Origin of the sequence: Nocardia abscessus, from assembly GCF_015477775.1 — a bacterium.
Taxonomy (GTDB): Bacteria; Actinomycetota; Actinomycetes; order Mycobacteriales; family Mycobacteriaceae; genus Nocardia; species Nocardia abscessus_A.
This window is the reverse complement of the sequence record NZ_JADLQO010000003.1, coordinates 1-22,729: the sequence shown is the minus strand read 5'-3', so window position 1 is coordinate 22,729 and position 22,729 is coordinate 1. Positions and strand designations below refer to the sequence as shown.

17 protein-coding genes and 1 pseudogene are annotated in these 22,729 nt (G+C 67.3%); 8 read left to right on the top strand and 10 right to left on the bottom strand.

Annotated features, from left to right (window positions below; genetic code table 11):
- Positions 1–134 precede the first annotated feature (134 nt).
- From IU450_RS10785 to IU450_RS10765, 5 genes are read left to right on the top strand one after another with little or no spacing between them, the layout of a single operon-like run.
- A complete protein-coding gene (locus IU450_RS10785; protein ID WP_043726559.1) occupies positions 135–1,040 on the top strand; it encodes an STAS domain-containing protein in 906 nt (301 codons plus the stop codon).
- Between the two features lie 12 nt (positions 1,041–1,052).
- A complete protein-coding gene (locus IU450_RS10780; protein ID WP_040779629.1) occupies positions 1,053–1,442 on the top strand; it encodes an STAS domain-containing protein in 390 nt (129 codons plus the stop codon).
- Positions 1,432–1,845, top strand: a complete 414-nt coding sequence (locus IU450_RS10775; protein WP_051046624.1) for an ATP-binding protein — start codon at positions 1,432–1,434, stop codon at positions 1,843–1,845. The genes IU450_RS10780 and IU450_RS10775 overlap by 11 nt, the downstream gene beginning before the upstream one ends.
- On the top strand, positions 1,838–2,470 hold the full coding sequence (locus tag IU450_RS10770; RefSeq protein ID WP_195149657.1) for a SpoIIE family protein phosphatase: 633 nt from the start codon (positions 1,838–1,840) through the stop codon (positions 2,468–2,470). The genes IU450_RS10775 and IU450_RS10770 overlap by 8 nt, the downstream gene beginning before the upstream one ends.
- A complete protein-coding gene (locus IU450_RS10765) occupies positions 2,467–4,758 on the top strand; it encodes a SpoIIE family protein phosphatase (protein ID WP_195149656.1) in 2,292 nt (763 codons plus the stop codon). Before IU450_RS10770 ends, IU450_RS10765 begins: the two co-directional genes overlap by 4 nt.
- A gap of 77 nt (positions 4,759–4,835) precedes the next feature.
- Here IU450_RS10765 and IU450_RS10760 read toward each other — a convergent pair whose 3' ends face one another.
- The 9 genes from IU450_RS10760 to IU450_RS10720 form a co-directional block, all read right to left on the bottom strand.
- A complete protein-coding gene (locus IU450_RS10760) occupies positions 4,836–5,861 on the bottom strand; it encodes a DUF4185 domain-containing protein (protein ID WP_195149655.1) in 1,026 nt (341 codons plus the stop codon).
- Between the two features lie 328 nt (positions 5,862–6,189).
- Positions 6,190–6,900, bottom strand: coding sequence for a hypothetical protein (locus tag IU450_RS10755; RefSeq protein ID WP_195149654.1), 711 nt, complete (start codon positions 6,898–6,900; stop codon positions 6,190–6,192).
- A 63-nt stretch (positions 6,901–6,963) separates the two neighbouring features.
- On the bottom strand, positions 6,964–7,341 hold the full coding sequence (locus IU450_RS10750) for a PepSY domain-containing protein (protein WP_195149653.1): 378 nt from the start codon (positions 7,339–7,341) through the stop codon (positions 6,964–6,966).
- 389 nt (positions 7,342–7,730) lie between these two features.
- Complete coding sequence (locus IU450_RS10745) at positions 7,731–10,043, bottom strand: arylsulfatase (RefSeq protein WP_195149652.1); 2,313 nt, start codon at positions 10,041–10,043, stop codon at positions 7,731–7,733.
- Between the two features lie 95 nt (positions 10,044–10,138).
- Positions 10,139–11,146, bottom strand: coding sequence for a TIGR03617 family F420-dependent LLM class oxidoreductase (locus IU450_RS10740; protein WP_195149651.1), 1,008 nt, complete (start codon positions 11,144–11,146; stop codon positions 10,139–10,141).
- Positions 11,147–11,283: 137 nt separating this feature from the next.
- A complete protein-coding gene (locus IU450_RS10735; protein ID WP_195149650.1) occupies positions 11,284–11,823 on the bottom strand; it encodes a hypothetical protein in 540 nt (179 codons plus the stop codon).
- A 215-nt stretch (positions 11,824–12,038) separates the two neighbouring features.
- Positions 12,039–13,367 carry an APC family permease gene (locus IU450_RS10730; protein WP_195149649.1) on the bottom strand — a complete coding sequence of 443 codons (1,329 nt, stop codon included), beginning with the start codon at positions 13,365–13,367 and terminating at the stop codon, positions 12,039–12,041.
- 52 nt (positions 13,368–13,419) lie between these two features.
- The gene (locus IU450_RS10725; RefSeq protein WP_195149648.1) at positions 13,420–14,103 is read right to left on the bottom strand and encodes a CPBP family intramembrane glutamic endopeptidase; all 684 of its coding nucleotides are present in this window, start codon (positions 14,101–14,103) and stop codon (positions 13,420–13,422) included.
- Between the two features lie 267 nt (positions 14,104–14,370).
- Positions 14,371–15,612 carry an oxygenase MpaB family protein gene (locus IU450_RS10720; RefSeq protein WP_195149647.1) on the bottom strand — a complete coding sequence of 414 codons (1,242 nt, stop codon included), beginning with the start codon at positions 15,610–15,612 and terminating at the stop codon, positions 14,371–14,373.
- 644 nt (positions 15,613–16,256) lie between these two features.
- Between IU450_RS10720 and IU450_RS10715 the strand changes: the two genes are divergently transcribed.
- A complete protein-coding gene (locus IU450_RS10715; protein WP_228834450.1) occupies positions 16,257–16,673 on the top strand; it encodes a Fur family transcriptional regulator in 417 nt (138 codons plus the stop codon).
- Between the two features lie 35 nt (positions 16,674–16,708).
- On the top strand, positions 16,709–18,940 hold the full coding sequence (katG, locus tag IU450_RS10710; RefSeq protein WP_195149645.1) for a catalase/peroxidase HPI: 2,232 nt from the start codon (positions 16,709–16,711) through the stop codon (positions 18,938–18,940).
- A gap of 50 nt (positions 18,941–18,990) precedes the next feature.
- Here katG and IU450_RS10705 read toward each other — a convergent pair whose 3' ends face one another.
- The gene (locus tag IU450_RS10705) at positions 18,991–20,085 is read right to left on the bottom strand and encodes a thioester reductase domain-containing protein (RefSeq protein WP_195149644.1); all 1,095 of its coding nucleotides are present in this window, start codon (positions 20,083–20,085) and stop codon (positions 18,991–18,993) included.
- An 838-nt stretch (positions 20,086–20,923) separates the two neighbouring features.
- Between IU450_RS10705 and IU450_RS10700 the strand changes: the two are divergent.
- Positions 20,924–22,729 (top strand): annotated as a pseudogene (locus IU450_RS10700) (DNA-directed RNA polymerase subunit beta); the annotation flags it as partial.

Genomic DNA, 22,729 nt, shown 5'->3' with positions numbered 1-22,729 from the left:
GCCGCACTCGAACATCAGGCGAACAACCGGCAGGTTTCGTCGGCGACCCGGGTGGGGTATGACTAGGCTCGGAATCGGCTAGCGCCGAACGCACGAAGATCCCGACTCAACCGTCGAAAGGGGCAGGAGTTTCCATGTCCGAGGTGTCCATGAGCCTTTCGGCGGATTCCCTGACCGCGGGGCCGGTCGACAATCTGCTTCCGCAGCTGGTCGAGCACCTGCGTCAGAACCGCACCGCGCTGCGAGAGGAATGGGCCCGGCGCATCACCGACGCCCAGCTGCTGACCGCGATGACCCCCGAGGAGATCTTCTCCGAAGCCACCTCGGTCTACGACAACTACGTCGAGGTGCTCGAGACCGGTAGCGTCGAGGCACTGCAGGCCTACGCGCGAGACCTGTCCGAACGCATCATCCCGCGGGGCGTCGAGACCGACGAGGTCCTCGGCATCGTGCTGCTGCTGCGCGACGTGCTCGCCCGGTCGCTGTTCGAGAAGTACCAGGCGGACTTCGAGCTGCTCAACGCGGTGCTCGACGCCTACGAACCGGCCGCCAACCGCATCGCCAACACCGTGGGCGTGTCCTTCGTCCAAGAGCGCGAGCGCGTCATCCGCCAGCAGCAGGAAGCCATCCGCGAGCTGTCCACGCCGGTGCTGCAGGTGCGCGAGCAGCTGCTGATCCTGCCCATCATCGGCGTGCTGGACAGCCAGCGCGCCCGCCAGCTCACCGAGCAACTGCTGCGCGCGATCCGGGCCAACCGCGCTAAGGTCGTCGTCATCGACATCACCGGTGTCCCCCAAATCGACTCCACGGTGGCCAACCACCTGGTGCAGACCGTCGACGCGTCCGGGCTCATGGGCGCGAACGTGATCATCACCGGCCTGTCCTCGGAGATCGCGCTCACCCTGGTGACCATCGGCCTGGATCTGTCGAAGATGAATGCCGTCGGCGACCTGCAGGGAGGTATCGAGGAAGCCGAACGCCTGCTGGGCTACGAGGTTTCCCGCGCCACCGAACGGGTCACCGAACGCGACGGCCGCTGATCAGGCGGGCACATGCCGGTTCCGATTCTCAAACAGGGCACGTATCTCATCGCGTCGGTGCAGTCCGCGCTGACCGACGCCGATACCGAACGCCTGCAGGACGACCTGATGAAACAGGTCAGCAAATATCGGGCACACGGCATCATCGTCGATGTCACCGCCATCGACGTGATGGATTCGTTCGCCGCGAGATCGTTGCGTACCATCGCGCACATGACGCAGCTGCGCGGCGCCGAAACGGTGATCGTCGGTCTGCAACCAGAAGTCGCGTTCGCCATGGTGCAGCTCGGTCTCACCTTCGAGGACATGCACACCGCCCTCGATCTGGAAGAGGGACTCGCCTGGTTGGACCGAAAGACCCCAGCCCGTCGCCAGCGAGACGGTCGTGACAGTGGCCGCTGAGAACGTGGTGATCGCGGTCAGGGTGTCCGGGGACATCGTGACCGCACGTCAGGCCGGACGCGAACTGGCAGCGAAGCTCGGATTCACCCTGACCGACCGAACGATGATCTCCACCGCGATCTCCGAAATCGCCCGCAACATCACCAGTTACGCGGGCAGCGGCGAGATTCGCTTGCTGGTCGACGACCGCGAGGGCCGTCAAGCCCTGGTCGTGCAGGCCGAGGATCAAGGTCCCGGCATCAACGACATCGCCCGCGCGCTGGAGGACGGCTACTCCACCGGGCGCGGTCTCGGGCTCGGGCTTCCCGGGGCCCGGCGGTTGATGGACCGGTTGACCGTCGACTCGGCGCCGGGCCGCGGAACGCTGGTGGAGATGTGGAAGTGGGTACCGAACGGTGCATGAGGACGGGTTCATCGGCCGGATCGAGTGGGCGGTGGCCGGTCGCGCACTGCCCGGTCAACAGGTCTCCGGTGACCGCGGCGTCGTCCTCGACACCGGCGGCGGCACAGTCCTCTTCGCGGTCCTCGACGGTCTCGGGCACGGCGCCGCCGCGGCCGACGCGGCCGACCGTGCCGCGCGCGTGCTGTCCGAGAATCGCGCGGAACCGCTGGACGTGCTGATGGTGCTGTGCCACCGGGCGATGGCCGACACACGCGGAGCGGCGATTTCGCTGGCCCTGTTCGACGAGGGTGACCGGGTGCGCTGGCTCGGCGTCGGCAATGTCGAATCCCAGGTGCTGACCGCGGGTCCGGCGGGCCTGACCGTGCACGCGACCGTCCTGCTCACCGCGGGCATCGTCGGCTACCGCCTGCCCGCGAACCTCCAGCCCCAGTCGGTCGCGGTCCGTCCCGGCGACCTGCTGCTGATGTCCACCGACGGCATCGTCACCGAATCCGCCGCACTGATCGACCTTTCCAAGTCCACCGCCGATATCACCGCCGACATACTCGCCAGGCACGCCAAGGACACCGACGACGCGCTGGTGCTGGCGGCGCGGCACCGCGGCGCGCGAGGGACGGCCGAATGAGCGCCCTGCTGGCCGACTTCCTGGACGCCTACGCCGACGCGCTACGGCGGCACATGGATTCGCCCACCCAGGCCGGCCTCGCGGAGGGCTACGAACTCGGCAGGCGCGCTCTGGTCGAAGGCATCAGCCTGCTCGATCTCACCGAGAACCATTTCCGGGTGGTCCAGGAAGTGGAGCAGCGACAGCACGCGATCTCCGCCGAGGGCGGCGAATCCGGCGGCGCCCGCCTGCCGGAAACCGCGCTGGAATTCCTGTTGCAGACACTCGTCCCGCTCGACATCGCCACTCGCGGCTACCTCGACGGCACCCGCCGCTACGAGCAGCAGCGTTCCCGCGCCGACGATCTCGCCGGACGCGACGCCTTCCGCACCGCGCTGGTGGAATCGCTGCAGGACGGTTTCTTCGTCGCCGACGCGCAGGGCACCATCATCGAGGTCAATACCGCTTTCGGCGCGCTGACCGGCTACGGCGCCGCGGGTGTCCCCTACCCGCTGCCGCATCCGTGGTCGAGCCCGGAGGGACCGCGCTATCCCGATCTCGGAACCGAGGCGCAGCGCTTCGTGATTCCGATCCGCCACCGCGACGGACGCAACGTGTGGCTCGCGGTGAGCACCAGCGCGCTGATCAGACCGGAGGGCAACGAGCGGATCTTCGTCGGCACCATCCGCGACGTCACCGCCGAGCACGACGCGCAGGCACGCGACCAGGCCGCGTCCCGGCTCGCCACCGCGGTCGGCGCGGCGACCAGCGTGGTGGAAGTACTTGCCGTCGGGCTGGACGAGCTGCGCCGCACGGTGGGCGCGGAGACCGCCGTAGTGGCGGTGTGGCCCAGCCGCAACGCCGCACCGGAGGTGTACGTCTCCGGCGCGGGCGCCGACGGCGCGTCGCACGACGGCATCGCCTCTCTCGACGACCCGTCGCGCGCACTGCTGGATCGGGCCAGGCGCAGGCCACCGCGCAGCCTGCTGGCCATCCCGGACGGGACGGAGAGCTCCGAGGGCATCGTCGCGCCGCTCGGCGAGATCGGCGACGCGGCGGTGTGGTTGCGCTTCGCCGCGCCCCGCGCGATCACCGCCGCGGACTGGACGCTGTTCTCCCTGTTGATCGGACACCTCAGCCTCGCCGTCCAGCGGGCGCGCAACTTCGACCAGGCTCGCGCCACCTCGCTGACCCTGCAGCGCGCCATGCTCGGCCCGATCGATCTGCCGCCGCGTTTCTCGGTGCACTACGAGCCCGCTCTGCCGCCGCTGGAAATCGGTGGCGACTGGTACGACGTGGTGCCGCTGCGCGACGGCACCATCGGCGTCGTGGTCGGCGACTGCGTCGGTCGCGGCCTGTCCGCCGCGGTCGTGATGGGCCAGTTGCGGACCGCCGCCCGTGCACTGCTGCTGCGCGGTGCGGGACCGGCGCAACTGCTGGCCGAACTCGACACCGTCGCCGCGCGCATTCCCGGCGCCATGTGCACCACGGTGTGCGCCGCCGTACTGGACCCGGTACGCGGGCTGGTCCGCTACAGCAGCGCCGGTCACATGCCGCCGATTCTCGCCGACGTGGCCAAGACCGGCCGCCTGCTCGAGGGCGGGCGCTCGGTGCCGCTGGCGACGTTCGATCCGCCGCGGCGCCCGGAGGCCACCACGGCGGTGGCGCCCGGTTCTACGCTGGTGCTGTTCACCGACGGCCTGGTCGAGCAGCGTGGCGTCGACATCGATGACGGATTCGCCAAGATCGCCGCGGTACTCGCCGACACCTCCGGAAGGCTGCCGCGCGAGGTGGCCGACGCGGTGCTGTCGCGCCTGCGGCCATCCGCGGGTTACGACGACGACGTGGCCATGGTGGTCTACCGCCAGCCGCCCGCGCCGCTGCGGCTGGACGTGCCCGCGCGAGCCGACGAACTCGCGGTGCTGCGCCGCACGCTGAAGGGGTGGCTGGCCGCCGCGGCGGTGCCGCACGACCTCGCCGCCGACCTGGTCGCCGCGGCCAACGAGGCGTGCAGCAACAGCATCGAGCACGCCTACCGCAACGACCACGCCGGCCGGGTGCGGCTGTCGGCCACCTGCGATATCGACACCGTCGTCATCGTGGTCACCGACACCGGAGACTGGAAACCACGGGCTTCCGATCCCGGCTATCGCGGCCGCGGCATCGACATGATGCGCGCGCTGACCGAGGAGCTGGATATCGACCACTCCGGGCCGGGCACGACGGTCCGGATGTCGGTGACGCTGCCTGCCATCACTTTCCCGGTGGCCAATCCGTTGCGGGGGACGAACCGTCGTATTGCCGGCTGACCCGACAGCGACGGGCCCAGGCGGGCTCGCCCGCACATGACCGCCTGTCGGTCCGCACGATGAGCGAACCGGAGGAATTAGATGGACTTCGCCGCGGGGGCCCGCTGGGCGATCGGAGCCGCGGGCCGCACTCCGTATATTCGGAATTGCATACCGCGATACGGCATTCCGGATTCGGCCCACTCGCTCACGATCAGGCAGAACGCGCCGTCGAACCTGCTGTCCGGATGGGCATAGCAACCGTACAGGCGCGGCACGATATCCGGGCCGCCCGGCGCCCAGAAAGACCCTTTCACCGGCCGATAGGTCAAGGCCGTTCGCCAGTTGTCGGTAATTCTGGCGGCGACTTTGATGAACGCACCGTAGGCCCCCGCATCGAAACCCGACATCACCCAATTGCCTTGGATTCGCCGTAATCCGATCTCGCCGAGCTTCGTATTGTCGGCCAGAATGCCGAAGCGCGGATCGCTGCCCGGGTCCCGGTCCCAGCCCCAGTCGTAGCCGTTCCAGCCCCAACCCTGCCATGCCGCCGGGTCGGTGAGCGCGGCATGGTTCTCGCGTACTCGCCACAGCAGCATGTTCTTGTTCCGGGCGAGCCCACCGGTGGAGATGACATAGACGTAGCCGTCGCCGCCGCGTTCCCAGGAAATCATGGTGCGTTTCCCGCCGTAGGCGCTTGTGGACCACCGGGCAGGGGTGTTGATCCAGCTTTCTCCGTTGTCGTCGGAATAACGGATTTCACACCAGCGCTCGTTCGCCAGCCCTTGGGTGACCATCACCCACAGATAGATTCGGCCGCCGATCGTTATCGCGTCGCAGGGCAGGATCGTCGAATACTCCGGGTTGTTGTGCACGTAGTCCCAGAGTTGTCGTGCGTCCCGCGCCGCCGATCGGAACACGATCGGGCCGGCCATATCGTGAGTATCGCTGCGCAACAGCATCGGCGAACGCCAGTTCGGGCCGCCCACTCTCGGTTCGGTGCCGGAGAACGTGTCTCCGAGAACGTATCCGATCTCTCCACTGGGCATTCGGAAGGGAATGAACAGATCCGAGCCGCCGATGTCGGCCATCGGGAGCGGATTCAAATTCTTGATCTTGGGCATCGCCGGATCCTGTCGATTTTCGTGCATCGCTGGCCAGATCAGCTCGTAGGGCATCGAAACGGCCTACTCGATCAGTATCGGGTGTCGATGGCTGCGATGTTGCTCGTTCGAGACGATGAATTTGCGCGAAAATGCGGAAACCGACTGTGCAGGTTGTGCTTTGCGAGCGGATCGGTCCTGTCGACGGAACCCGGCGGGCCGTGCATTCGACCCGGCGGGATCTGCCGCCGTGGAGGGCCCGGCAATCGGATGCGGTGGGCGCCCGCAGCGCCAGGACCCGGCAGTACGACCTGGCGCGGCACGAGGTCCGACAGCTTCCGCCGGAGTCCTACTTGTTCGGCGGAACGAACGGCTGGTTGACCGTGGTGAAGTACTGGACGAGGGCTGCAACGGCAACCGGTGCGGTGACGAAGAGTTGACCGGCGAGTGTGCCCAGTGCGCCCACGGCCAGAATGCCACCGAGACAGCCGACGGCGGCGGCCGGGATGAACGGACCGAACATACCGACGATCGTCGCGGCGGCGACGGTGGCCCCTGCGATGCCGCCGAGCACACAGCCGACGAGACCGCCGCCCAGACCGCCGACGGTGGTTCCGATCGCGGCGCCCGACGCGATGGTGTCCTTCAGCCGGGTGAAGGCGGCGACTTCGCGCTCGTACGGCGTACGCCAGTGCGCGCTGTCCTCGAAGGGAAGGGCAACCGGGCGGTACTCCGCGTGCTCGACATCGAATCGCGGCGTGAGCGTGGCGCGGCGGCCGCTGATGTCTGCCGTGATCGGGAAGACGAAATCGTCGACACGGAACTGCAGTGGCGTGCCCGCGAGTACGGTCCCGTCGGCCGCCGTGATGGCGAATACTCCGTTCTCGACCTGCATCGAGCCCGAGTCGATGTCGACGACCGTGCTCTGCTCGGAGGTGGTGGCGGTGTAGTTGACGACTTCGCCGGCGGCATCCTGAGATGCGGCACCGGCCTGTGCGGCCGGGACGCCGGCAATCGCGACGGCGAGCGTCGATACGGTGGCGATCTTACGCAAACCCATGTTCTCGGAAACCTCGACCTTCGTTGTGAATGATGCGATTCGTCGGCTTCGAACGCCCCGCCGTCAGTCCTGTTTCACCGTGCCCAGCACGGCGCCGCTGTTCGCGTCGACCGTCACCTCGTGCTCGATCCCGTCGGGCGTCCGGAGTTCGACCTCCCACACCGTGGTCGCCCCCTCGGCATCGAGTTCGGCGGAGACCGCGGTGCTACCGGGCACGGCTTGCAGCGCCTTGTCGATGGCCTGCTGCCTGCTGATCGTGGGAGCCGCGGTGAGCGCCCAGTCGTGATCTTGCAACGACGCGGCGATGGCATGCCGACCTGGCACCTGAGGATTCGTGGCGGCATACAGCGCCACCGGGCCACCGACGAGGACGGCCACGACAGCGGCGCCCGCCAGCAGCCTGCGCCGACCCGGAAGTGCCCGGCGGATTGTGGCTTTCATAATGAAACCTCCTGCGTGAGTTGTCGTCTCGAAGATGGCGATCACATTCGCAGGGAGTGGCTTAAGGCAGCCTGAAGTCACCTGAAATCCGTTTCAGGATTGCCGCGCAATATCCTTCGCGTTCCGATTCCATTGCCGGGTTCGTGGCGTTAAAGTCGGTTCAGGGTCGGGGTTTCCGGGGGTTCTCGCTTTTGTCTCCGTCGGTCAGCCCCGATGCTGCCCGCGGCAGCCGTGCCCGCTGCTCGGCCGCCGCCGAGGCGCGGGGGTGGGTGCGCTCGATCCCCTCCGAGTGCGCCCGCCCTCCCTGACCGCCTCTGGCCATATCGCGGGCAGTTCGCCGAGCGCGCGCTCTGGGCTCCACGCCGGACAACACTGGTGCCCGGAGGCATTCATTCGGCCACGAACTCCGCCTCGCGTTCCACCGCCTCGATGGTTCGCCACGGCACCTGGATGGGGCCGGGGAGGTAGGTGATCGAGCGCAGTACGCCGCTGTAGCGGAAGGTTCCGCGGCGTTCGCGCAGGTCCCACGCCACTGGGCCGCGGGCGTCGACGCCGACGGAGATTCCGGTCCACGGCGACATGCCGACCAACTGGACCTGATCGGTCAGCCGCGCGACCTGGACGCCGTCGATCTCGATGGCGAAATCCGACCGCAGCCGGGGCCGTACCGTGGCACGCACGGTGATGCGACGCACGCCCGCCGCGAGTGGTTCCGTCGTCACGGTGTCGTAGTGACCGTAGCTGTTGTGCCCGAACGTCACCCGGCCGTCCTCGATATAGAGCAGGTAGCCGCCCAGCGGATCGCCGTGCGCGACGAGAACCCCTTCCTCACCGGTCCGGTAGCCGCCGAGTTCGGCGTCGATGACGAAGTCCCGATAGGCGATCAGCCGCTGCGAACGGTACCGCTCCAGGGTCGGCGTGCCGGGCAGCAGCCGGACGGGGGCCGAGAATCTCTCCTCCTCGGGCCGCCGCCGGGCCAGGTCCTGCCGCGTGACCAGGGGAAATACCGTATTCGCCCAGGCGGATTCGTCCCAGGCGGCGGCCAGCTCCGCGACCTTTTCCGGGAACCGCTCGGAAAGATCGTGCAGTTCGGTGGGGTCGGTGCGGACGTCGAACAGCTGCCACTGCGGCCGGTCGATGTCGGTCCCGGGCTCGTACAACGACAGCAGCTTCCATCCGTCCCGGTAGAAGCCCCGGTTGCCCACCATCTCCGAGTACTGCTCGGTGTGTTTCGACAGCGCCCGCCGATCGCGCAGCGTCTCGACCGCGGAGACGCCGTCGAACTCTCTGGCCTGCAAGCCGTTACGCACGGTCGGTCGCCGCAATCCGGCCAGCTCCAGCAGTGTCGGCGCGAGATCGGTGACGTAGGTGTACTCGTGCCGGATGCCGTCGTCGCCCTCGCCGCGTGGCAGCCCTTCGGGCCAGGACAGCAGGAACGGTACGCGCACGCCGCCCGCGAACGTCTGCCCCTTGTAGAAGCGGAACGGAGTATTGGACGCCTGACCCCACCCGCGCGGATAGTGCACGCCGAGCTTCGCGGTGCCGATCAACTCCTCGTCGTGCGGGACGTCGCCGACCCAGTCGGGATCGGTGATGTGCGCGAACTCCGCGAAGTAGGTGCGGGTGCCCTCCGGCCCGCCCTCGGCGGTGCCACCGTTGTCGGAGGTGAACACCACGATGGTGTTGTCGAGCTCGCCGAGCTGCTCGAGTGTGTCGAGGATTCGCCCCAAGCTCTGGTCGATGCTGTCGACCATGCCCGCGTACACCTCCATGTACCGGGCGAAGCGGCTCTGCTCGGCAGGCGTCAGCGAATCCCACTCCGCCGCTTCGTACCCCGGCTCGGTGTTGCGCGGTTTCTGCTGTGTACCCGCGGGGAACAGGCCCTGAGCGAGTTGCGCGGCGAACCGGCTGCGCCGCAGTTCGTCCCACCCCTCGGCATAGCGGCCGCGGTACTTGGCCAGATCCGCGGGTTTCGCCTGCAGCGGACCGTGCATGGCGACGTGGGCGAAGTACAGGAAAAACGGCTTGGCGGCGTCGTGCGCGCGCAGATCCTTGATGTAGGTGATGGCCCGGTCGGTCAGATCGTCGGTGAGGTAGTAGCCCTCCGGGTATTCCTCGACATCGGCGACCGAGGAGTCCGACACCAGCTGATTCGGGTAGTAGAAGGAGTTCAGGCCCTCGAGCGAGCCGTAGTACCGATCGAAGCCACGCTGGGTCGGCCAGGAATCCCGGTGTGCGGCGGGGTTCATCGTGGCGTCGCGCACCAGGTGCCATTTGCCGACGGCGTAGGTGGCGTAACCGTTGCTGCGCAGGATCTCCGGCAGCGTCAGCACGTCGTCCGCCAGTTCCAGCCGCAGACCCGGGTAGCCGGGATCGGCGTTGGCGACGAATCCGAAGCCGGCACGGTGGGCATTGATGCCGGTGAGCAGCGACGCACGCGAGGGCGAGCACAGCGGGGTCGTGTGATAGTTGGTCAGCCGCAGACCGTTGGCGGCCAGCCGGTCCAGCGTCGGCGTCTCGATCTCGGAGCCGAACGGGCCGATGTCGCTGTATCCCATGTCGTCGACCAGCACCACGACGATGTTCGGAGCACCCTTGGGGGCGGTGGGCGGATGGCTCCATTCGGGAGTGGAATCGGCGGTGGTGCGACCGACCGAGCCGCCGAAATCCTCGTAGCCGCGAGCATGGGGGGGAACAGGCATCTGTGCATTCAAAGCCACCTGATCCCCGGGTCACCACTCTTTCGCGCACCGTGCGCCGAACAGGTGACCGGGTGGTTTGTCGCTGCTCGTGCGCGTCATGCGTGCAACGCGTCCACCAGGTCGGCTACGTCCGCGGCGTCCGGTGGGTAGCCCGGGAAATAGCAGCACACCTCGCCGATGCCGGCGCCGAAGCGGCTTCGGATCTGCGCCGCGCACTCCTCCGGCGTGCCGACCACCCCGATCGTGCGCACCATCTCCTCGCTCACCAGCGCTCGCATCTCGGCGAAAGCGCCCGTCTTGGACAGCGCGTTGAGCCGGTCGTGCAGCTGCGCCCATCCCTCGACCTCGAGGACCGGGCGATAGGCGGGGGTGGACCCGTAGAACGCGATCAGCGAGCCCACCCCGCCCACCGCGGCGGTCAGCGCTCGCTCGGTGCGCCCCAGCGCGACCATGACCTGACCGATCACCGGAAATTCCGCCGCGGTCCGGCCGGAGAGGCGCAGACCCTCGGCGAGGGCGGGCAGGGTGCGCTCGGCGAAGTGCCGCTCGCTGTTGAACGGCATCACCAGCAGTCCGTCGGCGACCTCGGCGGCCTTACGGGTCATCACGGGCCCGAGCGCGCCCATCAGCACCGGCGGGGGCCCGAACGGGTTCGGGCCGGGATCGAAGGTGGGCGGCATCAGCGTGTGTGTGAAGTACTTGCCGCGAAATTGCAACGGCGCCAGTCCTTCCCACGCGGCGAAGATCGACTTCACCGCCGCCACACTCTCCGCGGTGCGCGCCGCGGGCGCACCCCAGCTGCTGCCGTAGCGCTTCTCGATGTGCGCGCGGATCTGCGAGCCCAGCCCGAGCCGGAACCGACCCTCACTGTATATCTGCAGGTCGTAGGCCGAATGCGCCAAATGCATCGGGCTGCGCGGCCCGGCGATCGCCACATTCGTCATCAGTTCCAGTCTCGTCGCACCGGCCGCGACGACGAGCGGGAAGAACACGTCGTGCGGGCCCTCGAAGGTGAACAGGCCGTCGGCCCCGGTCTCGGCCAGCTCCCACGCGTCGGTCGCGACCTGCCGGGGCGCTCCAGCGACCTGTAGATGAACCTTCACAGCGACCTCCGCCGGCCATCGGTGCGCCACGCCTTCCGCGACACGACGACCTCATCGTATGGACAGCACTCCGTGCATGTGTCCAGTCCGGCGAGAAAGCTTCCACGGGCGCGCAACGTGGCACAGCAGGGCGCACGTCATGCGCCGGAGCGGCGGTTTTCGCGCACATCGACGATGACCACGACGTCACCGTAGGGCGCCGCACCCATGGCCAGCCGGTGTCCGAGCCGCGCCAGGCCGACGCGTCTTCCGTATTTCGTGTGCATGCCGTCGCGCACCTGATCGAACACCGGCCCGGTCCGCACCGACTCGGCTACGCCGTGGTGCTGCCGCGACCCGAGCGCCGGCTCGCCGCGCCAGTCGGCGGCTTGCACGATGACCCGATGTTCGCGGGCGAGGTACCGAGCCTCGCTCGAATGCGACGAGACCTGGAAAGCCAAGCGGCCGTGGTCGATCGGCAACACCAGATGCGGCACCGTATTCCAGTGCCCGGTCGAGTCCGGCCGAGGGTAGGTGACCAGCACTGTGCTCGCATCCCACCAGAGCATCCCCGGGTGCCACTCGCTGGGACGGTCCGGTACGGCGCGCAGGCGCTCCGGATCCGGTCTACCTCTCTGCCGGGTATAGCCGTGGACTCCGCTGCCGAGCGAGAAGCTGCCGTGCGCTGAGGACGTCATTGCGTAGGAACCCTCCGGGGACAGGTGCGTGGTCAGTGAATGCCGATCCGATCTCCGTACTGCGAGCGCCGCCGCGGCGCCGTTGCCGGGTGTCCGGGAGGACGCCGGGCACCAGTTCGCGGCTCTGAGAAAATCTACTCATTTACTCATGGATTCCGCGTCCCACCAGGTCAGGCAGGTTCGTGTCGTCCGGTTCCTGATCTGCGGGCGAACAGTCAGGTTCCGCGCTTCGTCAGGAAGGCGCTGTGACCGTGCGGCTCGGACCGGCGCGCGCGGACCGCGTTCACGACCGCGAGCAGAACTCCCACGGCGATGAGGATGCTGCCTCGAAGCCACACTTCCCCGGCGATCCGGGTGAACAGGAACAAGCAGGAAGCCAGACCGGCCCAGGGCACGACCGCGGGCACGCGAAAGCGCTCCGCCCCGTCGCCTTCGCGCCGCAGGATCAGCACCGACCCATTGACCGCCGCGAACACGATCAGCAGCAACAACACCAGTGTCTCGGCAAGCGAGGCCACCTCACCGGTCAGGGCGAGCAGCAGCGACACCGTCGCCGTCGTCACGATCGCCACCCACGGCGTGCGACGGCCGGGCAGGATCCGGCCCAACACACCGGGAAGCAGCCCCTCGCGGGCCATGCCATAGGCCAACCGCGAGGACATGATGCCGGTCAGCAGCGCGCCGTTCGCCACCGCGACCAAGGCGACCACCGCGAACAACCTCTCCGGAACACCTCCGGCCAGGCGAACCACCTCCAGGAGCGGAGCGCTCGAGCTCGCCAGCCGATCGGTGGGTACGACCGCACCGGCCACCACCCCGATCAGTACGTACACGCCACCGGCGGCGAGCAGCGCCCCGAAGAGGGCTCGCGGGTAGGACCTGCGTGGGTCGGCGACTTCCTCGGCCAGATTCACGGAGGTCTCGAATCCCACGAACGAGTAGAACGCCAAGACGGCGCCCGCGAGCGTCGCGCCGACGACACCGTGCTCGGCTGTCCCCACCTGGGTGAGCCTGCCCGGATCGGCGTCGCCCCGGATGATCACCCACGCTCCGAGCCCGATCACCACGACCAGGCCGCCGAGCTCGACCAGCGTCGCCGCCGCGTTGGCGCCCAGGGACTCTTTGATGCCGTAGATATTGAGCAACGCCAGTGCGGCGAGGAACACCACCACGACGGCGACCGTGGGCAACGCCACCAAGGCGTGCAGATAGTCCGCCGCGAACGCCCTGCTCAGCGCCGCGACCGATACGACACCGGCCGCGAGCATGCAGAAGCCGACGAACGATCCGGCGGCCGGGCCGAGCGCGCGGCTGGTGTAGTGGGCGGAGCCGCCCGCCTTCGGATACTTGGTCGCCAACTCGGCATAGGAACCGGCGGTGAGGCAGGCGAGACCGAGGGCGACCAGCAGCGGCAACCAGACCGCGCCGCCGGACTGCCCCGCGATGGCCCCGACCAGCACGTATACGCCCGCGCCCAGGATGTCGCCGAGGATGAAGAAGAACAGCAGGGGCGTACCGACAACCCGGCGCAGAGAATCGACCACGGTGGGCGGATACCCGGCGCGCGGAGAATCGCACCCGGTCGATTGCCGGTTCTCAAGCCGGTGCGCGCCCGACCATTCGGAGGCGAGCCGGCTGCGTGGAGCCGTGATAGAAGTACCGGCCCAAACCGACCGTGAATACGACCATTCCGTACACCGAGTGCTCTACCGAAGCGGTGAACAGCGACTGCGTCCGCAGGTATCGCGACGCGAAGATCCAGCCGCCCACACCGCTGGCGATCACCGAGAACCAGCTACCGAAGACGATGTGCACGAAGCCGAACGCGGCCGCACTCGCGATCACCAGCACGGGCCCTTCGCCGAAGACCGGCGCGTACCGATGGAACAGGAAGGAGCGGAAGATCAACTCCTGCGGGTACACGCTCAACGCGGGATAGAGCACCATCACCGCCAGCCACAGGAGGGGATTGCGTCGTGGCAGGTCGAACAGATCCTCCCGGCGCGACACCGCGACCGCCGCGGTGAGCGCCACCGCACTCGACCCTGCCCAAGCCGCCATCGAGCGCGCCTGCGTCCGCAAGGCCGCACTGCGCCACAGCGCGGCGCGATCGAAATCGGGTGAGCGCCGGAGGTAGACCGCCGCACCCGCAGCCAGCGCCAGCAGCGCGGGTATCGGCGATCTGCCCCGCAACACCGCGTTGTAGACGGTCGCTCCACCGAAGAACAGTGTCGCGTATTCGGCGCCCAGGTACACCCGCCGCCGCAATCGAATCCGCACGACCCCACGATAATTCGCGACACGGACATTCGCCGCTCGCCAGCGGGTCACTCCGCTTCCGCGGCCTCGAGCAGACGTCGCCGCAACAGAGCGCGCGCCGCCCGGCGCCGGTCGCGGATCACCGTGTCCTCCGAACCCGCGCGGCCGCCGTCCGGCCTCCGTCTTCCAGGGCGACCCGACTCGACATCGGGGTACCCGGGGCCGCGATGCCGATCGGACCAGCGGTCCGCCCTCGAGACGGACGCCGGAAGGCCGGGCGTCACGAGATCAGCGTGGCGGTTTGCTCATATCCCGATTCATCACCGGCAGTTCGATGCTGATCGGCATCCGCAGTTCGGCCAGGTAGATCAGCGCCGCCTGACGGAGGAACTCGTCGAAGAGCCAGTAGGCGTCCGGCGCCAGCGGGACGACCGGGAGCAGGCCTTCGCGAACCGCGATGAACGGGCCCCAGCTCACCCGCAGCAGCGGGTCCCAGACCGGCTCCCTCGCGATGGCCAGCCCGTCGGCGATCTTGTCGCCGAGCAGGAAGCGGGTGAACGCGCCGAGGACCGGCTTGCTCAGGACGGCGAAATCGAGGTTGACCCCGAGTCGCAGCAATCGGTCGGCGAGCTTGGCGCCCTCCGGGGTCGGCGCCAGTATCGGATCGAGGACCTGCGCGGCCTGGGAGTTGGCCTCGTTCCACGAGTTGGGTATGTACTCGTCGCGGATACCGAGCATGTGCGCGCACAGCTGCCAGGAGTGCAGGAATGCCTCCGACTCGGCGGGGGGAATCGGAACCTTCCAGGCGGTCAGGTGCTTCATGACGGTGGTGGGCAGGCTGTGCCAGGTCACCATCATGTCGTTCTGACTGATCGGGATGTCCTCTTCGGCCGAGTGCACCCAGTGCGGCGACTGTGGCAGCAGGTGACGCACCGCGGCATGCACCAGCCGGGTCTTGAGGCAGGTGACGACCATTTCGCCGTCGGGGCCATAGGCATTCGCGGTGCCGATGTCGTAACCCAGTTTGGCGGTCTTCAGGATTCGGTCCTTCAGATCGTGACCGCCCTTGGAGTAGTAGACCGCGCGCGCCTCCTTCGGAATGACCGTGCTCATCATGCCGCTGGCCAGCCCGTACAGCACGCCGAGATAGAGGCCGCGCTTCTTGTTGAACTCGACCGCGGTGGCCAGTTTTCCCTGATCGGCCCACTGCGGCATCCGACGGGCATACTCCATGAAGTCCCGCAGGTCGGACGGCAGACCGGCCGGCAACGGCTGACCGTTCCTGGTCCAGGTCCGCAACAATTCATTGACCCTTGGCACTTCGCCTCGGTCCAGTAGTGAGGCGACCAACTGGTCGGCCTCGGGGTCCCAGACGGTGAGCGGATCAGCCCCGTCCCCGCTGCCCGCCACCGAGCCCTCGGGAGACCACGTCCACGGCTCCGCCCGCGCCGGGGTCGCCATGGCCAGTGCGCCGACCGCACCCAATACTCCACCGGCCTTCAACGCGTTGCGCCTGCTGAGTCCATCCATGTCTTCGCCACTCCTCATTGAGCCCGAGCGCCACCGTGTTGATCGATGTAAGTCGGTCGCGCCCGTTCCGCATCGTTCTGCGGATCAGAACAGTCATTAACTTATCAAGTCACGGAGCGGACTGTCCCAGCTTTTCGGAAATTGACCCCGACTCACCCCGCCCCTCCTCGAGATCCAGCGGAGTTGACGCAGATGGCCTCTACACCAGCACATTAGCCGCACATCCAGGGAGGACTACACGTGGTCGATACCGGCAGGCGAACTCGACCCACCGCATCGTGACCACCTCTAACTAGTCATAATGGTGAGTCACATATCTGGGCAAAGGCAGCCGCAACGGCAGATCGGCGACGCGTCGACGGCGGCAGACCTCCCGGAACCGCCGCCGCGACCGACGACCACACCGGCGGCGCTTACCGCAATCGCTGCGCAAACAGAGCCCCGTCCCGAATTCCGCCGACCCGGGATGCGACGCGGAAGCCGAACAGGCGACGGGTGCGTACGCGGGCCTGCCGGATCCGGGCTCTCCTACCGCGCCGAGAACTCGATCGAATCGATCAGCGCGACTTTGCCGCAGACTCTTGACTCGTTCCAGAAAGCGGACGAGACTTCCGTGCGTGCCAACCGCTTCGGAGTTCCAGCAGATGCTGCGGGGAGTCGCGCTACGCGTGACTCGCCCTCGGGTCGCGGTGCTGAGCGCCGTGCACGAGCACCCGCACGCCGACACGGAATCGATCATCCGTGCCGTGCGATCCGATCTACCCGAGGTGTCCCATCAAACGGTGTACGACTCGTTGAACGCGCTCACCGCGGTAGGCCTGGTCCGGCGTATTCAGCCGTCCGGCTCCGTGGCACGTTACGAGACGCGAGTCGGCGACAACCACCACCACGTCGTATGCCGCGCATGCGGGGTCATCGCCGATGTCGATTGCGTCGTCGGCGAGGCTCCGTGTTTGAGCGCGTCCGATGACAGCGGGTTCTCGATCGATGAGGCCGAGGTCATCTACTGGGGCATGTGTCCCGACTGTGCGAAGTCACAGGCTTCCCGATCACAGCCGTGATCCCAGCCCACATCACTCATTCAGGAAGGAATGCTGTGTCATCCGATAGCCGCCCGCCCAATCCTGACACCGAAACTCAGAGCACAAGCGAGAGCGAGAACCCGGCGATCCCGGCCCCCACTGCGAAGACGGACCATCGTCCGCGCAGTAACAAGGACTGGTGGCCGGAGCAGATCGACGTCTCGGTGCTGCATGCCCACTCGTCCAAGTCCAACCCGCTGGGCGAGGACTTCGACTACCCCGAAGAGTTCAAGAAGCTCGACGTCGATGCCCTGAAGGCCGACGTCGCGGCAGTCCTGACCAATTCGCAGGACTGGTGGCCCGCCGACTACGGCCACTACGGCGGCCTGTTCATCCGCCTGAGCTGGCACGCCGCGGGTACCTACCGCATCGCCGACGGCCGCGGCGGCGGCGGTCAGGGCGCCCAGCGCTTCGCGCCGCTGAACAGCTGGCCGGACAACGCCAACCTGGACAAGGCGCGCAGGCTGCTGTGGCCGGTCAAGCAGAAGTACGGCAACAAGATCTCCTGGGCCGACCTGCTCGTCTTCGCCGGTAACGTGGCCTTGGAGTCGATGGGCTTCCAGACCTTCGGCTTCGGCTTCGGCCGCCCGGACATCTGGGAGCCGGAAGAGGTCTTCTGGGGTCCGGAGGACAGCTGGCTCGGCGACGAGCGCTACAGCGGTGAGCGGGAACTGACGGGTCCGCTCGGCGCCGTCCAGATGGGCCTGATCTACGTGAATCCGGAAGGCCCCAACGGTCGGCCGGATCCGGTCGCCGCGGCGCGGGACATCCGTGAGACGTTCGGCCGCATGGCGATGAACGACGAGGAGACGGCCGCGCTGATCGTCGGCGGCCACAGCTTCGGCAAGACCCACGGCGCGGGCGACGCCGGCCTGGTCGGCGCCGAACCGGAAGCCGCCCCGATCGAACAGCAGGGCCTGGGCTGGAAGAGCGCCTACGGCACGGGCAAGGGCAAGGACGCCATCACCAGCGGCCTGGAGGTCGTCTGGACCGCCACCCCGACCAAGTGGGGCAACGGCTTCCTGCAGAACCTGTACGGCTACGAGTGGGAGCTGACCAAGAGCCCCGCCGGGGCATGGCAGTGGAAGCCGAAGGACGGCGCGGGCGAGGGCGTCATCCCGGATCCGTTCGGTGGCCCCGCCCGTACCCCGACCATGCTGACCACGGACTTGGCGCTGCGGGAAGACCCGATCTACGGCGAGATCACCCGCCGCTGGCTGGATCACCCCGAGGAGCTGTCGGAGGCGTTCGCCAAGGCGTGGTACAAGCTGCTGCACCGGGACATGGGTCCGATCAGCCGCTACCTCGGCCCGTGGGTTCCCGAGCCGCAGCTGTGGCAGGATCCCGTTCCGGCGGTCGACCACGAGTTGATCGACGAGCAGGACATCGCGGCGCTGAAGAGCAAGGTCCTCGAGTCCGGCCTGTCCATCGCGCAGCTGGTCAAGACCGCCTGGTCGTCGGCGGCCAGCTTCCGCAGCACCGATAAGCGCGGTGGCGCCAACGGTGCTCGGATCCGGCTGGAGCCGCAGCGGAACTGGGAGGTCAACGAGCCGGACGAGCTGGCCAAGGTACTGCCGGTGCTCGAGCAGATCCAGCAGGACTTCAACAGCTCGGCCGCCGGAGGCAAGAAGGTCTCGCTCGCCGACCTCATCATCCTGGCCGGGTCCGCGGCGATCGAGAAGGCGGCCGAGGACGCGGGGTACGAGGTCACGGTGCCCTTCGCGCCCGGACGGACGGACGCCACCCAGGAGAACACCGACGTGGAGTCGTTCGCGGTGCTCGAACCGCGGGCCGACGGATTCCGCAACTATGTGCGGACCGGCGAGAAGGCACCGCTGGAGCGCCTGCTGCTGGACCGGGCGTACATGCTGGACGTGACCGCTCCGGAGTTGACGGTGCTCGTCGGCGGCCTGCGTGCCCTGGGCGCCAACTACGGCGGCACCGACCATGGTGTGTTCACCGACCGGCCGGGCGTGTTGACGAACGACTTCTTCGTCAACCTCCTCGACCAGAACACCGAGTGGAAGGCGTCCGAGTCGGCGGAGAACGTCTACGAAGGTTTCGACCGGTCCTCCGGCCAGGCCAAGTGGACCGCCACCGCCAACGACCTCGTCTTCGGGTCGCACTCGGTGCTGCGTGCGCTGGCCGAGGTGTACGCCCAGGACGATGCCGGGGCGAAGTTCGTCGACGACTTCGTCGCCGCGTGGGTCAAGGTGGTCGACAACGACCGGTTCGACCTCGCCTGAGCTGTATGCGCGGAGCCAGGCCGGCCCTTCGGGGCCGGCCTGGCTTCGTTCTACCAGCCGGTGCCCTCGCGCTGCCCGGTGATGGCCGGAGGTGGGAGGAATCCGATCTCGATGAGATGGTCGAGGTGGCGGTCGAGAAGGTCGATGGTCATCGGCGGGCAGCTGATGGCGGATTCGGCCAGCGCCGCGGCAGTGTTGGCGTCGTCGAACTCCGCGGTTCCCGGACCGCTCTGCTGACTCAACACCACTGCGCGCGCGAGGCCGGGATCGTCACCGGCTCCGGAGGTGGTCAATCGGGCGGCGAGCTCCGATATCGGCAGCGGTGCAAGGCGGTATCCCCTGTGCCGCAGGCTGTCCCACAGGTCGGTGAGCGGAATCGACGTGTGATTCACCAAGTGGTGCACCTGGGTGGCCGCTCCGTGAAGCAGGATGTGCACGACGGCGGCTGCGACGTAATCCGCTGGAATGAGCCGGATCTCGGCATCCTCCGTGGGTACCGCGCCCAAGACGACCGCGGCGCGCACGAGGGTCCAGAACGCGTCGTTCGTGCTGACCGCACCCACGTGGGCACGCCCGCATACCCGGTCGGGCCGATAGACGGCTACCGGAAGGCCGCTCGCGGCCGCCTGTGCCATCAACTCTTCTCCGACCCACTTGGTCATCGTGTAGCCGCCGCCGGGTAGCTCGCTCAGGGACGGACGATCCGACTCGAGCACCGGTTCATCCGGCGATCGCCCGTGCGCTACTGCCACAGACGTCGTGGACACGATATGAACCGGGATTCCGCGAGACAGCGCCGAACGCAATACGGCTCGCGTACCCACGACATTCGCACCGCGTAGCCGCGCGTACGGTTCGGCGTGGTTGACGCGCGCGCCATTGTGGACGATCGCGTCCGCCTGGGAAAGCATGTGGAAATCCTCGGTTTTCGTGCCGAATCGCGGTTCGGCGAGGTCCCCCACCACGGGAACGATCCGGGAGCTCGAATCCGGCCGCCACAGCCGGTAGTGCCGCAGCCCCGACTCGAGCCGTGCGAGCGCCTCGTCCCTGTCGGCGGCGCGCACCAGGCAATAGATTTCGGCCTCGGTGCGAGCTGCCAGTTCACTCAGCAGGTGTAATCCCAGGAATCCGGTCGCGCCGGTCAAGAGAACCGTCTTCGGGCGCGCACGGCGAGTTCCGCGGTCCCGATCGAGGCCGACTCGGCCCCCAACGTCGCATCAGCGGCTATTCGAGCGAGCAACGAATCAGGCAACCTCGGCTCCGCGATGACACGGGACGACACGCTCGCTCCGATCAGCTCTGTGATCGAGCGCACATATCCACGCATCCCGGGGTCCAATCGAACCGTCGCCATTCGGCCGATCCCAGTATCGATTGCCGGGGAAAGCCCGGCGAGCCCAATAATCGGGGGGCAGGTAATCGGGGGGCATGCCGCTCCCCCACCTACGGCGGCGGCGAGTTCGCCGTGCTCGGGTCGACATCCGCATCATGCGCAATACGCCCGGCGACCAGGTCCACGCAGGTGCAGTCCTGGCGGGCGGCACGACCGCGAACAGAGAGCTCCGGCCGGTTCGGGGAGGTCCCGCGCCGGTGTCGACGAGCGTGTCGCAGGCAGCGCCGTGGCCGTCGACGCCTTTCTTCCCGCTCATGTGATGGCGTTTCCGGCGAATTACCGCTAATAGACTTGACGAACGGCAGACCGAGATGTCACTATTACTACGGGAAGACACGAGAAATCATGTGTCTATTTTTTTATGCCCTCGACATCGATCGAATTTGGGTGTAATTTGGGACGTCGCGCCGGGCCGCGCGCTGTCCAACTCTCGAAATACGAATTGACCGGAGAAAGTGGCGCTTCCTGCGCGTCACTGTCGAACCGTCGTTGTCGAGTCGCGTTCGGGCAGCGTCGAGCACGGTGTGCCATCGATATCCCAAGGGTAATTAGATACCGTGACGACCGCGCGAATGCGTGGGCGGCGCGAGGTGCTGGAAGGACGCATCTTGGCAGTCTCGAGTCAAACCGAGGTCAATGCAGGAAGTCCCGTCGATACCGGAGTTCCCGGGGCGCCCAAACGGGTCTCGTTCGCCAAACTCCGTGAGCCCCTGGATGTTCCAGGGTTGTTGGAGATCCAGACCGAGTCGTTCGAATGGCTGATCGGTGCACCTGCGTGGCGCGAACGGGCAGCGGCGCGCGGCGAGTCGCTCGCGGGTGGTTTGGACGAGGTGCTCGCGGAGCTCTCTCCGATCGAGGACTTCTCCGGGTCCATGTCGTTGACGCTCTCCGATCCACGCTTCGAAGAGGTCAAGGCCTCGATCGATGAATGCAAAGACAAGGACATGACGTACGCGGCTCCGCTGTTCGTCACGGCGGAGTTCATCAACAACAACACCGGTGAGATCAAGAGCCAGACGGTCTTCATGGGTGATTTCCCGATGATGACCGACAAGGGCACGTTCGTCATCAACGGCACCGAGCGCGTGGTGGTCTCGCAGCTGGTCCGTTCGCCCGGTGTGTACTTCGACGAGTCCGTCGACAAGTCCACCGAGAAGACATTGCACAGCGTGCGCGTCATCCCGTCGCGCGGCGCGTGGCTGGAGTTCGACATCGACAAGCGCGACACCGTCGGTGTGCGCATCGACCGCAAGCGCCGCCAACCCGTGACGGTCCTGCTCAAGGCGCTGGGGTGGAGCAGCGCGCAGATCACCGAACGGTTCGGCTTCTCCGAGGTCATGATGACGTCCCTGGAGAAGGACAACACCGCGGGGACCGATGAGGCACTGCTCGATATCCATCGCAAGCTGCGTCCGGGTGAACCGCCCACGAAAGAGACCGCGCAGACGCTGCTGGAGAACCTGTTCTTCAAGGAGAAGCGCTACGACCTGGCGCGCGTCGGCCGGTACAAGGTCAACAAGAAACTCGGCATCCACACCGGCGAGGCCATCGGCTCACCGGCGCTCACCGAGGAAGACATCGTCACGATCATCGAGTACCTGCTGCATCTGCACGCGGGGAACAAGACCATGACCGCCCCCGGTGGCGTCGAGGTCCCGGTGGAAGTGGACGACATCGACCACTTCGGCAACCGTCGCCTGCGCACCGTCGGCGAGCTGATCCAGAACCAGATCCGGGTCGGTCTGTCCCGGATGGAGCGCGTGGTCCGCGAGCGGATGACGACTCAGGACGTCGAGGCGATCACGCCGCAGACGCTGATGAACATCCGTCCGGTCGTCGCGGGGATCAAGGAGTTCTTCGGCACCTCGCAGATGTCGGTGTTCCTGGATGAGCGCAATCCGCTCGCCAGCCTGACCCAGAAACGTCGCCTCTCCGCGCTGGGCCCGGGTGGTCTGACCAGGGAACGCGCCGGTCTGGAAGTCCGCGATGTGCATTACAGCCATTACGGCCGGATGTGCCCGATCGAGACCCCGGAAGGCCCGAACATCGGCCTGATCGGTTATCTGTCGGTGTACGCGCGGGTCAACCCGTTCGGTTTCATCGAGACGCCGTACCGCAAGGTGGTCGACGGCCGGGTGACCGACGAGGTCGCGTACCTGTCCGCCGATCAGGAAGACCTGCACGTCGTGGCGCAGGCGAATGAGCCGCTCGACGCCGAGGGGCGCTTCGTTCATGCGCGAATCGCGGTGCGTCGCAAGAATTCCGAGGTCGAGCTCGTCGCTGCGACCGAGGTCGACTACATGGACGTCTCGCCGCGTCAGATGGTGTCGGTCGCGACGGCGATGATCCCGTTCCTCGAGCACGACGACGCCAACCGCGCCCTGATGGGTGCGAAC

Coding starts and splice junctions, on each gene's coding strand:
- IU450_RS10760 (WP_195149655.1), bottom strand. CDS start 5,861: ATGCCCAAGATCAAGAATTTGAATCCGCTCCCGATGGCCGACATCGGC.
- IU450_RS10715 (WP_228834450.1), top strand. CDS start 16,257: ATGCTGCGGGGAGTCGCGCTACGCGTGACTCGCCCTCGGGTCGCGGTG.
- IU450_RS10765 (WP_195149656.1), top strand. CDS start 2,467: ATGAGCGCCCTGCTGGCCGACTTCCTGGACGCCTACGCCGACGCGCTA.
- IU450_RS10720 (WP_195149647.1), bottom strand. CDS start 15,612: ATGGATGGACTCAGCAGGCGCAACGCGTTGAAGGCCGGTGGAGTATTG.
- IU450_RS10750 (WP_195149653.1), bottom strand. CDS start 7,341: ATGAAAGCCACAATCCGCCGGGCACTTCCGGGTCGGCGCAGGCTGCTG.
- IU450_RS10735 (WP_195149650.1), bottom strand. CDS start 11,823: ATGACGTCCTCAGCGCACGGCAGCTTCTCGCTCGGCAGCGGAGTCCAC.
- IU450_RS10755 (WP_195149654.1), bottom strand. CDS start 6,900: ATGGGTTTGCGTAAGATCGCCACCGTATCGACGCTCGCCGTCGCGATT.
- IU450_RS10785 (WP_043726559.1), top strand. CDS start 135: ATGTCCGAGGTGTCCATGAGCCTTTCGGCGGATTCCCTGACCGCGGGG.
- IU450_RS10780 (WP_040779629.1), top strand. CDS start 1,053: ATGCCGGTTCCGATTCTCAAACAGGGCACGTATCTCATCGCGTCGGTG.
- IU450_RS10745 (WP_195149652.1), bottom strand. CDS start 10,043: ATGCCTGTTCCCCCCCATGCTCGCGGCTACGAGGATTTCGGCGGCTCG.